Source organism: Synechococcus sp. RS9916, assembly GCF_000153825.1.
Lineage (GTDB): Bacteria > Cyanobacteriota > Cyanobacteriia > PCC-6307 > Cyanobiaceae > Synechococcus_C.
In genome coordinates this window covers 1,086,106-1,098,517 of the sequence record NZ_DS022299.1, presented here as the reverse complement: position 1 = coordinate 1,098,517, position 12,412 = coordinate 1,086,106, and the positions used below count along the sequence as shown (strand labels likewise).

Genomic DNA, 12,412 nt, shown 5'->3' with positions numbered 1-12,412 from the left:
TGCAGCTCTGACCTGAACCTGTTCTCTCGGTCGTATTTCTCACTGCCAAGCAGGCTGCGCAGGGTTCGACAGGCGTCTGCATCCCCTTCATCACAGCCCTTGGTCAGACGGGCAACCTTTTCATCTCTGAACTTGCGGCGCGTCTCAAGCGCTTTCTGGCGGCGCTGCTCGCAGGCTTTGCAAGGCATTACTTCTTGCCTTTCTTGGCGTCCTTCAACCCTGCTTCGAAACCAGCTTTCTTGGCGGCGGCAATACGGGCATGTTTCCGTGCCTTCTCAAAAGCACGTTTCTCAGCGTCACGCAGCTTCTGCTCAGGGCTCTTTGCTGCAACTTCAAGATTGCCAGTCAACTTGACGATTGCACGCGACTTAACTGGTTTGCGCTTCGATGACTTAGCCATAAATCCTCCCTTTCCCTCAGTCTATTTTCGTAAAAATGCAATCTGACTCCGATCGCTGTTGTGACTATCGAAACAACCCATCCAGCTATATCCAAACAGAAGCTGTGGGTCTTCCTACATCAGGAGATACAACGTTTCAGAACACAACTCAATTGTTGACTCTGCGATGAAAGTCGCCAGTCTTTAAGCGAAGGCAGATTAGCATGCAAAAGCATTTACTATTTGGCTGCTTCTTTTCCTTTGCATCACTGTTATCGACTCCAGTGCTTGCAGGAGACCTGAAGCAAGATGCGCTTCCTGATGATCATTTGACTTCGACACCTGCCTCTGAACCTGAGCCGATAGATATTCGCAAAACTACTAAATTCAGATGGAATGTATTTTCCAAGTCTCAGGGCGCAGGAACACCCAACCAAGCAGGTGGACAAGTTTTTATCCCAATCTCCACAACAAGAAAATCTATATTCTTTCTGGATGCATTGGCAACGGCTGACTTTGGCGATGCTCTTAGCACCTCCAGCATTGTCAATACTCCTGTTGAAGGGACAACCTTTAGCACATCATCGCGAATTGGATATCGCTGGCTTAATGACAATGGTGACATCTTGTTTGGGGTTAATGCTGGCTATGACAGCAGGCCCATCTCCACTGGCATTCCGTCTAGATATTCCTGGGCTCCGAGAAGTCTTCTGCAGCCACAAGATGTCTTTTTCCAGCAAATAGCCTTTGGAGCTGAGTTGGTCACCAACAATATTGCTATCAAGCCTTATGCCTTGGTTCCCGTTGGAAAAACAGAAGATGTTCTGAATTTATTTTACAGTGGTGGCGCATTAGATACATATGGAATTGATATTGAACACAGCTTTGACGAACTTCTTACGGCATCAATTGGCTATTACTACCAGCAAGGTGACTTGACATATGCCAATGGCTCAGGACTAAAAAGCACGATTGCGATAAACCCTGCAGGCTCATTTTCGATGGGCGTTGAATATACTTACGACCCTGCTTTTGAGGGTCGCTTGCTGGGATTTTTGAGAGTAGGAACTCCCCAAAGCAAAAAAGCTCCTCTGTCAATCGATAGTGCTGTTCAATTCGCAGTAAGCGACTTCATCGACAATCGAATCGTTCGAGTGCATGACTGCCATCATTGGGATGCTTTCCTTTGCAAAGCTGAAGGCTGGGGCAAGCATCATATAATTTCTCCACTTGTGGGGGGTGTTCATACAGGTGGGGAATGGGTCAAAATGGTCGGGTACGAAATTATGGCTTTTAAATGTGCATCTGACGGCAACTGGGTTTGCGCTAATAACCTTCTTGAAGAAGCAGGCCTTAAAAACCAATGGCTCAAGAATTATAAAAAGTTTACTGAGGTTCCATTTGTTGGACCACTTGGACAGTTCTGCGCTTCAGATCCAGACACATGCATTGAAGTCATGCATACAACTTTTGATGTTGCGCTTGAAGGATGGGAATAATGTGACCAGCCTCGCCACACGGTGGGGCTTTTTATTGCCAACTGACAACGCTGCCGACCGCTGCTATTACTGTTGAAGCGACCGTTGCTAGCTATGTCCCAAGAGCAAGGCAAGGACAAAGAGCTTTCTTTTGATGAATTAAAAAAGGTCAGTGGAGGAATTAGTGCTGGAGCAGAATGCGACCCTGATGTCCAACCAGGAAAGAAGCAAGCACCTTTAGATGGCAGTGGACGGAAGTTCGTCACCACTCAAGGTGTCCCTTGGGCTATGGACTCGCCAGATGGTTCCGGGTTTCCTGCGAAATAGCTGCTAACACTGGAATACACCTGGAGACCCTTCTGCCCAAGGATCAAGTCAGCATTGAATGCAAGGTGCCACCTCGCTTTCGTAAGCCAGTGGACAACATCCTCGGCAGCGCTGATCCTGGTGTTGACGACATCTGAGATCACCTGCTTTACCCCCTCTACCCACTTCAAGCTGATGACTGACCCCAAGCACTGAAGACCAAGAGCTGAGCCTGGATCAGCTGAAGGATGCTTCTGGGGGATCCACAGGTACCGAGTACGGTCTTATCGGTGCGTTGATTGCTATGGCGCGAGGCGGTAGTGTCCAGAGCACTAGTCTCCCTACTGAAAAGAATCAGAATATTGTCATCAGAGAAAATGCCAACGTTCGCAATAATGACATCACAGGGGATAGTCCTGATCGGTGAAGGAGGACTTCATCAGCAGCGCTAGTTCTGGTGGTGACGACATCTGATCACCTGCTGCCAAAACGATCATCAGCCCCCGTCACGAGCGGGGTTTTTATTGCCTGCCGACAACATCCTCCCACTGAATCGTTCGAACTTCAATTAAGCACTGCGCCCGTTTTGAACATGGCTTGCGATGCAGGGGGCGAGAACGCCTGCAGAACATTGCGCAGCCTGCTTGGCTCCAAGAAATACGACCGAGAGAACAAGTCCTGATCAGGAATTGCCCGTAAAAAATTGCAGTAATGAATCACTTCCTAATCCCTTTAGTGAATGAAGGAGGTCAAGGCGTGAAGCTCCAGACAGTGTTCGCCGCACTTATTTAGCGTATCGCGAGGAAAAGTTCATGCAGTCGGGAATTTTTATGGGCGCCTTAATGGGCAGGCTTCGAATGTGGTGGCTCCACTAATTGATGCGAATGCAGCTTCTAAGGCTTTGTTTTTGCCCTCATCGTCTTTCTTTGTCATGAAAACCATGGAGACTTCCCCCACCATGTCGGCGGTGATGTATTCACCTTGGTATAAGGCACATAAAGCAGCTAGCCCTCCTTTGGCATATCCGTAATTGAAGTCGTAATCGTCTGCTTCGGCGCTTTTGGGGCAAGCGTTCGGCAAGATCGCTAAGACGTTAGCAATGATAAAAGCTCTGATTCTCATTTCCCTTTTGGTTGCATTGAGCTGCTGTTCAGCCTAGATCCCTTCTCGTTGGTAGGAGAGCTCCTGCAGGTGTGATGGTTCCATCTGGCGGGTGGTAGCGGGCAGATTCAGCGAGACAAGTTCAGATCAGAGCTTCATTGGCGTGGGTGATCAGTTTTGTTACCGCCTTTGCTACTGCAGCGGTTTGTAGGCACCGTTGGGTTCTAGTTGCAGCAATGATTCTTAGGGATTGTTAAGTCTGCATTGCATGCAGGGGGCAGGAGTTCGACTCCCTTTAGCTCTATTAAACAACAGCCCAATCACTGACTGGTTTTTTGTGTCTGGGCTTCAGAGCAAAAGCAGGTCCTGACTGCTGCCATCGAAAAAGCGGCAGCAAGCTAGCTTTGGCTATTTCGAGATACCTGGATAGGTGGCTGTTTCACCACCTTCGCTTTTGGCAGACTGTCTTGTAATGGTCAACGCAACCGCCTTGCAATGGATCCATATCCCTATTACGGAGGACCAACCAGCAGAACGGTCAAGCCTGGGGTCAGAAAAATAGCGCGCACGATCATCCTGATCAATGTCGGGATTTTCGTTGTTGCATTCGCCCAAGTTGGAGCACTTGGAGAAATCATTTTCGCAGCAACGGCAATTGCAGCTGGTATTTATGTGATCTATCGAATCCTCCGATACCAAGGTCGGAAACAAAATCAACTCACCATCCGCCACACGCCACCGCCGCCACCGAATCACGAGATTTCGCGCTGATTCCCTCAGCAATACACCAAGGTCTATGAGTGGAGCCGCCCTCGTCGAGCAGAGAGAGGCCCGCTCAATGAACGCCGTTAGGGACCCACTCTGCATCCAACTGCCTTGTTCGTCAGCGGCTTCATTGGCCTGGCTCAGCCGGGTTGTGACCTTTCTCGCAGGCATGAACCCGTGCGCAACTGTTCACCAGGAACTGAGTCAATGCGCTTAATCACTCATGTATCCTCCTGAACACTTGAGCCATAACAAAGGAGTCCATTAGCGGGAGTGATACGGCGTCACAGCCTTGAGAAAGCACAGACAGAGCTGAGCCATCCCTGGGGGGAGGGATGGCTTTTTTGTGTCTCACTCTTGCTCAAGAGTCCGGCCACGTTCCTAGCGGGATCGCAGGCAATAAAAAACCCCGCCGGTGGCGGGGTGAAGATGGCTTGATCCAGTTTTGATCACTTCTCGAAGCGAGCACCGCGATAAGTCCCAACACGATGGGTGTTGGTGACCACACCCTTGTGCTGTCCGTAGTGCTTGCCGCGATAGGTGAGCGTCACGGTTCCAGCGGCTGGAGCGTTGTGCTGTGCGTACTGCTGGCCGCGATAGGTCAGAGTCATTTGAGGTTCCTCGAAGCAAGTTCAGGTCCCCGTTCCATGGCCTGAATCGAACTGCGCCTCCCGGCAAAGGGAGGTGAACGTTGTTGGTAGTGGTTGCTACATCTCTTTTATAGGAGCAGTGCCAACTCCTGTGTCGTTCAGCCAGATACACAATCTGGTTTTTGCTGAATCAAGAGTTTCTTCACTTGGTGATGTTCCCGATCTCAAGTCGTCAGCACCTTGGCTGACAGCGCACCCAGCCTGTTTTTTGCAGGTTGATCCAGGCCTCGATGGCGTTGTGACGCAGCATTCGTCTGACGACCGCTTGGCCACCACCGCGAAGAGGGCGTGTCTCGACCTCAACCCACTTGCCATGCGCTGATGGCAGCGTGTTGCGGAAGCAGACCATCAGTTGTTCCTGCTCGTTCAGCAGCCAGCCTTCCCCTTCTTTCTGCGGGTGACGGTCAACAAGTGGCTGATTCTTCTTTGGCATCAGAATCCCTTGTAAATACTGGAGAGCTGAGGGGGTTGTACCACTTGAGTACCGCTTGTGGTGGTACCAGTACCAACTACATCAGTCGTCTGGATCCAGCTCAATGATGGTGTCTGCGACTGCCTTGGCAACGCGGCCCTGCCATCGGGACTGATCCTGGGCTTCGCGGGCGGTTCTAACACCATTGACTTCAGCAAGTGCGCGGGCGGCGTCGGCACACCAGTTCTCTGCCTGGCAATCCCTCCAGAGCTGCACTGATCGGCCTCTTCCTGATCTTGGCGCTGTATCTCACGCCTCAACGCTATGTAGGCCTTCTCTTCCTCTGTGAGTGGTCTCACTGGCTTGCTCCTAACCATTCACGGGCGGCTTGGAGTAGCGCCTGTTGCACTGAGAGGCCTCGTACTGCAGCCATTGCTCGAAAGTTGCGGATCAACTCGCGATCAGAATCTTTAGTGCAAGTGGCCGACAGACACAGCGGACGTGGTCGGCTAAGAATGCGGCGGCTCATTTCTCCTCCCAAGGCGTGTGGATCGGGGGCCTTGAGGTATCTGGCCGCTCGATGACCTTCACTGCGTCGATCGCAGCCTGACGAACGATCAATCTGGTGTATGGGGCCGTGCGGAACGAGACCTCACCACCGCAAGGCTCAGTACCCTCTGATACCTGTATCCAGCGATCGCCTAAAAGGATTGCGCTAACAGTTGAATAGTCAGTCATTTCGCCAGGCTCCGCGATACACAGAAGCTGACTAAAAAAGTGAGCGCGAAGTATCCAACCAGTAAAAAGATTGGTTCCAAAGCCGTATCTCATGCTGCAGGTTTTAGGGTTCCAAGAGCAGCATGAAAAATTGCGGCGCCTAAGCCACTAGTGCAGCAAAGAAGGGGATATGATCATTCAATTTGCATCTTCGAATGATCTTCCAATAAACCTGCCGCTATCGCTTTTCTCAGCTGCTGCTTACGAAGATCCCTCTGATGGCCAGTAACAAACTGCTCATAAAGACCACGCCAGCTTTTCAAACATGCCTGTTCTACGAGGAAATCAATTCGCTTGCAGCATTGATCAATATCGAGGCCTATTCGTAGCTCTGTACCGCCAAGCCAACCCTCGCCAATGCCAGCCGCATCAATATCGTTCTTTGTAGGAAAATTTTCAAGGGTCTCGTAAAGCATTACCTGCTCGATAACCCAACACTTTGCCCTGTTTAGGCCCTTGGCAAGACGGTAGTACTTCGTATAGTTTCCATAGCTTTTAATTCCTCTTATCTTGACAGTATCTACCGATATTCCGAACTTCTGAAGAGGGCCACCAGCTACCTCAACAAAGTAGAACTCACAGGCCGATTCTCTATGCGCCCTACTTCCCTTGAATCCCTGATATGTATCTCTACCACTACCCTCCCAGCAGCCACAAGAAGTGGTATGACCGCTTTCAAGTGCATAAGCACTCTTCACAGGGTGTCCCTTGGTGCCGCAGTCACAATCGCATAGGTAGTGGCTATCGGCACCATTGTTTCCAGGAATATATTTGTATCCGACAACAACCAACCTTCCAAACCGCTTGTCCTGCAACTGTTCAAATTTTGAGCTATTCCTTGAATGATTCTCCCTATTGCATACTTCACATCTGAGGCATCTTCCATGCTGGATGCTAATCCAATCCGTACTGTGGATTCTGCCGCAGTCACACTTGCATAAGGCAATTACAACTGGGGTTTTGCCTTTATTGCTTCTTCTTGTCGGATGACGCGAAAAGGACAATACCGTCAAGAATCCATTAGGATGCTTAAAGCCAATATTACGCTTATTGGCCTCTATTTCTCTCATATCAAACATGCACTGTTGCGAGCAAAACCTGCCTCTACCAGCTCTTATCCTGTTTTTACTGGTTTTGATGGGGGCCCCACAGGTTTCGCACTTGGTTATCACCTCTCCATAATTATCTGGATCTTCATAGAAACGGCATTTTCCACATGAGGTTGTATTGCCCTTTTTGACATTACGGACTTGAATGCGAAGCAAGTCTGGGTTACCACAGGCGCATTTAAAGAGGCCATACCTTGCTTTCTGCTTAGAAGTTGGCCTAGGAAAGTGCATCCCAAGGTCTTCAACAAGAGTAAGCCTTCCCACAGCAAGACTTTGATCAGATGGATGCATTCTTTCTAGGCGGATGAATGTCTATATGCATATTGAAGCTAATTCTAAATACGACATTAAGCCTCCCCCAAATGAGTGATATTTGAACGGAGTTTCTCCCTCAACTGAGGGATCCCAAAATCGCAATCAATTCAGCAGCCCTGGGTCGATTGTCTTGGCGGGGTATTGGTCCTCTCCCAGTGCTTCGCAGCAGATCTCGATCCTCTATCCACTGGTGCAGAACGTGGCCAATGGCTTGATCCCCGAAGATACCCAGGGCCAGCGTGCTGCGAAGCGCTACCTAAGGGAGATTGTCCCCCGTGCTGATGGCAGAAGTTGATCAAAAGAGTTCGTCGTCCTCACTGCTCGCGGTTTGATCGTCCCAGTTCCCAGCAGCCCATTGCGCGATCTCTTCCTGGCGCTTGCGCTCGTAAGCCTCGAAGCTTGATTCCAGTGGAGGATTGGATGCGATTTTTTCGGTCGACTCAGTAGCCGAAGTCTTTTGGGCGGCGATGTTTGCTCTGACCCTGGCCTCAACTTTTTGGAGGTTGGCCATGAGGTGCTCCTTGCCGTAGCTCCAGGTGAGGTAGTGCGAGACGTTGCAACCAGCAGCCTCGGCCCTCTGCGTGTAGTCGAGATACTCGGGATCGAGTGAGCTCTCATCGATGGCCTTCTGCTCGGGCACGATCGTGGCTGTGCTCACCTCCACCATCTGCTCAACAGGAGCGGGCTCAGTATCGGTAACGAACACCTCAAGGGTGCTGACAGGCAATGCTTGCTTCGGCTGCTCGTTATGAGCAATTTCTACTGTGGCCTGCTTCTTGATCGCTTTGTCCAGCGTGGGCTTCTCTGTCACCACGTCGGCAGCCTGCACTGGCTCCACCTGCTGAGGAACGGCGCCGAACCGCGCATGGGTTGCTGTGGTCGTTGAGAACGAAAGGATGTCCTGTACGGGTGTTAGTTCCCACCTCCATTGCCCACTTCCTGCCCAGCCAATCTTCCGTAGTCTCGCAAGCCTGTCCTTCATCGCTGAGTCGCTTAGGCCTAGCTGTTTAGCGAGTTCTTGGCGATTCCTGTAGTTGAAGTGGTTGTTGTCGTGGTTATTGCACAGTGCCGACAGCATCAGGTAGGTGGTCTTGTCGGCGTCGGTTACCTTCTCACCCTTGGAGTACTGAATTGCAAGAATTGCATCGTACTGAGGAGACCACGATGGATCACCCTCTCGGCGTGGGTGGTTGATAATTCTCGTCACTGTTAAACGTTTTGGCTAACCCCAGTTTACCGAGTGTGGTGGTGGGAATCTCCCCCCACTAATTTCTAGGTGGCGGGAATCTCCCCCCCAAGCGATACAACCTGTATACAGCTGAAGCACAACAAATTCAGATACGGGTGGGGGGTAACTCCCCCCAGTCAGTATTTGGGTGGGGGGTAACTCCACCCACCAGGCGGGGGGTAAATCCCCCCAACATTATATATAGATAACTACTAATATAAATCTATTAAACCCTCTATATAAATCTATTAAACATATGGGATCGGATTGAATCAGATCGCTTCGCTCTAACAGCCCAACAGCCAGCGATCGGTAAAATGGTTGAGTGAACGTTTTGGCGAACTTCACACTGTCCTGGTGGCAGACACGAAGGGTTAGCGGTTCATCCCCCGTTAGCCCTTTTGTTGTATCTGGGATCAGTAATTGGTTCCGATTACTTCTACCAATCAACGTAGTTGCAGTAGAACTTGATCCACATCCGAGCGCCCTTCTGACTGAGGTCGCCCTTTGTTGGTGACACACCTTCTACACAGGGCCCGACCACATACGTTCCCGATGATTCTTCAGGCCACTTAACAGAGATGTGCTTATTGCCATTGCTGTCTTTGGCTTGGCAGACGGTTACATCTGGTCCGATCGTGGCAGGCTGGGGTCCACACTGCGACGTTGGAAAAGGGTCTCCTGGCTCCCAGGCGAGGGCTGGGGTTCCGATTGCAGCTATAGCTAAACCCCCGATGATTCCCAGAGGATGGATTCTCATGGTGGCTGGTCTCATTGGATCTTTTTTATGTTAGCCAAGACCCACTTCTCAATTTTTTATTTCTACGATTTTTTCCCTGGTTGATCTCCAGCAGGCGTCCTAAGCCCCGTTAGCTGTATTTGTGGCAGGTAGATCGTAGAGACTGGTTGAGAGCCGTTAGAGGCGATTACAGGGCCCTCAGAGAGTCGATGCATCTATATATTCCATGAGGATGTTATGCAGTGGTCGAGATTACGGCTGGCAGGGGACCGCATTAAGCTGCAGTATGACTTGGTATTGGGTGAATGGTGATGGGGTGGAATGCGCCGACTCTCAATAGCTGTCAAGTTTTCTCAATAACAGATTGCGGGTTTGCAATATCAGAACTGCTAATCAATCGGCCACACTACGCAGCACATTGGCAGCGTAATCCTTGCCCCATGCACCACCCGCATCAGACAAGCAAGTTATTACTTAGCTGGTGGCCTGGAGGTACCGTCTGCAGTGCCACTTCCCAGTGCCTGACTGCCTTCTAGGCCTTCTGTGTAGCACAAGTGGCGGGCAGAATCAAGCCCCCTGAAAATTTTATAGAGAGTTCGTGATAGTGGTTGATAGTGAACTTTCCGAGTTCAGGCCGCAGGGTCCCCTAAATATATTTCAGCCTTGCCAATTACTAATAACGCGCAATCAGATTGGTGGCTATACTTCAATATACCAGGAAAATACCCCGATATAACCATACCAGGGCAATTAGATTATGTGGTGATTACTAAGCGTTCATATTGCTACCAGTTCGCCATATCTGTGCAGAATTTCCTGCCAAGAGGAGTTTTAAATGCACGCGGAACTCTCTTTGGATTAGCGACACGAATCAGCGTATCATTACGGCAATTGATAACATACGTTTCTCCGCGGTCAACCACAACATAGTCTCCAGGTTTACCAGCAGAGTGATAACTATATGCATGAGCGCTGGTTCCAATTAGCAATGGAAGAAATGCCGCTGCTAGAACTTTATGCATAATGATTTCAGGATGGAGTAAGACTTAGCGTCACTTTGCCATTATAAATCCGATATCAAGAATGCGCAATTAACTAATCAGAAGTTCTGCCGTTAGCCTCTATTCATTAGGCGTCAATCACAAACCTGGTTGAACTAGGACGTTAATACCATCCTTGCATTCCCAATAACTTGCAGGATCTTCACTGCGAGCTTGACCTAATACGATCATATGTTCAATGTTGGTGGTGCAATATTTTGGGCCATCGACTTTAGCTACTACCATAGATGTAGCCAGCAGGTTAATGCCAAGTAGAATAAGAATAGAAGTCCTCATAGTTTACAATTCCTGGTGTTGGCGTGTTGGCTGTAATCAGTAGAGTGGTTGATAGTCTCTGTTCATGAGGTTGTGCAACATTTCACGTTTTAGATCGCGGAAGTGCTGTGAACAATCAAATTGAAATTTTTCCATCCAGGTAATGTGATCGACTGCAATTTTTAATAGCCGTGTTTCGTGCTGGCATTTGGTTTGCATCATCAATGCTCCTAATTGCGAATGTTGGTACTAACAAAAGGAGAGGGGACTGGCGGCCGTACTGACTCCGAGCTCTGATCCGTTTGGCGTGGCTGGTGGTAGCGGCGGCTGGTGCTCTCCCTTTGACTCCTTCAGTATAGCCCATGGGTATAGCCAAGGGGTATATCAAGCCTTAGAGTTGGCTGAGGAATATTTTGAATGTATTGAGCTACTGTCTATTAGTGACAATGTGCAATCAGGATTAGCGTTGAATATGTCCACACAGCAGCCAGCGAGTTATTATTTGCGAATTTCTTCAATCTGCCAGCTAAAGTATCACCCAAGTTTTATGTATTATTTCATTCGCACCCGAACTAGTTAGTTATACTTGCGGCCACTAAGTAGCATCACAAGCTAACAGCAACTCAGTGTACAGTTCCTGTTACCACCTAGGAAGGATTGGAGGCGGTCGGTGTAACAAACCCCCCTACCCCGACAGGGCAAGGTGTAGCTGGGCTAGGCACTCCCCTCTCACATCCACAGGGACCCCAGACTCAGACGAAACTCACCAAGTGCTGTGATTTCTCGCACCCTTCAGCCCAGGTCCCCAAGGCCATGGTTGGTGTACTGAATGGAGTGATCGATGGATCCTGTCACAGCTGGCGTCATCCTGGCGATCTCGATTCCCCTCTACGGCTGGCTTATCAAGTGGGTCGCTGAGGCTTGATCTAACTGGTGGGGCTATATTAGCTTCAAGCTAGCGTTCGTATACCCATGGCTCCACGGTCCCCAGACACGATTCAGGTCGGCCTCAGGCTCTCCCATGAGCAGTTGGCTGCACTTGATAAATGGGGCAAAGAGCACGGGGCACTGGACCGCACGGCGTGCATCAGGTTGGCGATCGACCGCATGATCAATGATGCCCCTGTATCGTCCCCGCAAGCCTCTGTGACCGCCTCTGTGGATGTCCAGGCACGCGAGGCTTTACAGAAGCTATTGGCCCGCGTTGAAGCCCTCGAAAGCCAACTGGAGGATATCCGCCAACAACCTTCCTCTGATCTGAAGGCCGCCGCTGACGAGTTCCTGGCTGGCTTCTAATAAAAACCACTAAATGCGGGCGATGGTGCCAGGTATTGGAGGCTGATTGATGGTCTTTTTGGGGTGATTGAAGCAATAAAAAAACCCCTGCAGTTGCAGAGGTTTTGAGTGTGTAGGCTATCTCAGCAACCGTTTAACTCAAACCTAACATCCACCGATATAGGTACAGGGGACTGGGACTGGTCCATGGCTGAGGTGATTATTGCCGCCCCCAGCCACACCCTCAAGCTCATCCTCAGTCAGATTTTGTCTATGAGAGTTTAGGTCTTCTGTGGTGATCGTGAACCCTGCAGCCTTTGCAATCGCAAGAACTGCATCGGAATCAGCAGCCGCTTTCAGCTTCTCCTGAAGGCTGGTGTCGCCTTTGACCTTTTCTAGGAAGGCTTTGAGTTGCTCTTCTGACATCGCTGGCTTGGTCGCTTTACCAGTCTTAGCAACGGTCGGCAGCTTTGTCGGTAGACAATAAAAAAGCCCGCTAAATGCGGGCGATGGTGCCAGGTATTGGAGGCTGATTGATGGTCTTTTGGGGTGATTGAAGAAA

The 12,412-nt window shown here is 50.0% G+C and carries 12 protein-coding genes; 4 read left to right on the top strand and 8 right to left on the bottom strand.

The features are described 5' to 3' along the window. Nucleotides 1-187: 187 nt before the first annotated feature. The gene (locus tag RS9916_RS05955) at nucleotides 188-400 is read right to left on the bottom strand and encodes a hypothetical protein (RefSeq protein WP_007098398.1); all 213 of its coding nucleotides are present in this window, start codon (nucleotides 398-400) and stop codon (nucleotides 188-190) included. Between the two features lie 203 nt (nucleotides 401-603). Here RS9916_RS05955 and RS9916_RS14430 point away from each other — a divergent pair, with 203 nt between their 5' ends. Together RS9916_RS14430 and RS9916_RS14425 are read left to right on the top strand one after the other, a co-directional pair. Beyond that, complete coding sequence (locus tag RS9916_RS14430; protein WP_156777489.1) at nucleotides 604-1,878, top strand: hypothetical protein; 1,275 nt, start codon at nucleotides 604-606, stop codon at nucleotides 1,876-1,878. 93 nt (nucleotides 1,879-1,971) lie between these two features. Further along, nucleotides 1,972-2,184 (top strand): hypothetical protein, encoded by a 213-nt coding sequence (locus RS9916_RS14425; RefSeq protein ID WP_156777488.1) that lies wholly within the window; start codon nucleotides 1,972-1,974, stop codon nucleotides 2,182-2,184. Between the two features lie 807 nt (nucleotides 2,185-2,991). On the opposite strand, the gene RS9916_RS15115 is transcribed toward RS9916_RS14425, so the two are convergent. Next, nucleotides 2,992-3,285, bottom strand: coding sequence for a hypothetical protein (locus tag RS9916_RS15115; protein ID WP_007098395.1), 294 nt, complete (start codon nucleotides 3,283-3,285; stop codon nucleotides 2,992-2,994). 474 nt (nucleotides 3,286-3,759) lie between these two features. On the opposite strand from RS9916_RS15115, the gene RS9916_RS14420 reads away from it, so the two are divergent. Continuing rightward, entirely contained in the window at nucleotides 3,760-4,035 is a 276-nt protein-coding gene (locus RS9916_RS14420) for a hypothetical protein (RefSeq protein WP_156777487.1), read from the top strand. Between the two features lie 443 nt (nucleotides 4,036-4,478). On the opposite strand, the gene RS9916_RS14120 is transcribed toward RS9916_RS14420, so the two are convergent. The 5 genes from RS9916_RS14120 to RS9916_RS05915 all read right to left on the bottom strand — a co-directional run bounded on the left by RS9916_RS14120 (nucleotide 4,479) and on the right by RS9916_RS05915 (nucleotide 8,499). Further along, a complete protein-coding gene (locus RS9916_RS14120; RefSeq protein WP_007098393.1) occupies nucleotides 4,479-4,640 on the bottom strand; it encodes a DUF4278 domain-containing protein in 162 nt (53 codons plus the stop codon). 211 nt (nucleotides 4,641-4,851) lie between these two features. Then, the gene (locus RS9916_RS05935; protein ID WP_007098392.1) at nucleotides 4,852-5,112 is read right to left on the bottom strand and encodes a DUF1651 domain-containing protein; all 261 of its coding nucleotides are present in this window, start codon (nucleotides 5,110-5,112) and stop codon (nucleotides 4,852-4,854) included. Between the two features lie 81 nt (nucleotides 5,113-5,193). Continuing rightward, the gene (locus RS9916_RS14415) at nucleotides 5,194-5,367 is read right to left on the bottom strand and encodes a hypothetical protein (RefSeq protein ID WP_007098391.1); all 174 of its coding nucleotides are present in this window, start codon (nucleotides 5,365-5,367) and stop codon (nucleotides 5,194-5,196) included. A 635-nt stretch (nucleotides 5,368-6,002) separates the two neighbouring features. After that, the gene (locus RS9916_RS14410; protein WP_156777486.1) at nucleotides 6,003-7,268 is read right to left on the bottom strand and encodes a hypothetical protein; all 1,266 of its coding nucleotides are present in this window, start codon (nucleotides 7,266-7,268) and stop codon (nucleotides 6,003-6,005) included. Between the two features lie 319 nt (nucleotides 7,269-7,587). Further along, entirely contained in the window at nucleotides 7,588-8,499 is a 912-nt protein-coding gene (locus tag RS9916_RS05915; RefSeq protein ID WP_007098388.1) for a hypothetical protein, read from the bottom strand. 3,105 nt (nucleotides 8,500-11,604) lie between these two features. Here RS9916_RS05915 and RS9916_RS05910 point away from each other — a divergent pair. Next, entirely contained in the window at nucleotides 11,605-11,871 is a 267-nt protein-coding gene (locus tag RS9916_RS05910) for a hypothetical protein (RefSeq protein ID WP_156777485.1), read from the top strand. 144 nt (nucleotides 11,872-12,015) lie between these two features. On the opposite strand, the gene RS9916_RS05905 is transcribed toward RS9916_RS05910, so the two are convergent. Continuing rightward, the gene (locus RS9916_RS05905) at nucleotides 12,016-12,276 is read right to left on the bottom strand and encodes a Nif11-like leader peptide family natural product precursor (protein ID WP_007098386.1); all 261 of its coding nucleotides are present in this window, start codon (nucleotides 12,274-12,276) and stop codon (nucleotides 12,016-12,018) included. Nucleotides 12,277-12,412: the final 136 nt, after the last annotated feature.

Excerpts from the sequence above, each read along its gene's own strand:
- RS9916_RS14430 (WP_156777489.1), top strand. The coding sequence starts at position 604 with ATGCAAAAGCATTTACTATTTGGCTGCTTCTTTTCCTTTGCATCACTG.
- RS9916_RS14425 (WP_156777488.1), top strand. The coding sequence starts at position 1,972 with ATGTCCCAAGAGCAAGGCAAGGACAAAGAGCTTTCTTTTGATGAATTA.
- RS9916_RS05955 (WP_007098398.1), bottom strand. The coding sequence starts at position 400 with ATGGCTAAGTCATCGAAGCGCAAACCAGTTAAGTCGCGTGCAATCGTC.
- RS9916_RS05905 (WP_007098386.1), bottom strand. The coding sequence starts at position 12,276 with ATGTCAGAAGAGCAACTCAAAGCCTTCCTAGAAAAGGTCAAAGGCGAC.
- RS9916_RS14120 (WP_007098393.1), bottom strand. The coding sequence starts at position 4,640 with ATGACTCTGACCTATCGCGGCCAGCAGTACGCACAGCACAACGCTCCA.
- RS9916_RS05935 (WP_007098392.1), bottom strand. The coding sequence starts at position 5,112 with ATGCCAAAGAAGAATCAGCCACTTGTTGACCGTCACCCGCAGAAAGAA.
- RS9916_RS15115 (WP_007098395.1), bottom strand. The coding sequence starts at position 3,285 with ATGAGAATCAGAGCTTTTATCATTGCTAACGTCTTAGCGATCTTGCCG.
- RS9916_RS14410 (WP_156777486.1), bottom strand. The coding sequence starts at position 7,268 with ATGCATCCATCTGATCAAAGTCTTGCTGTGGGAAGGCTTACTCTTGTT.
- RS9916_RS14420 (WP_156777487.1), top strand. The coding sequence starts at position 3,760 with ATGGATCCATATCCCTATTACGGAGGACCAACCAGCAGAACGGTCAAG.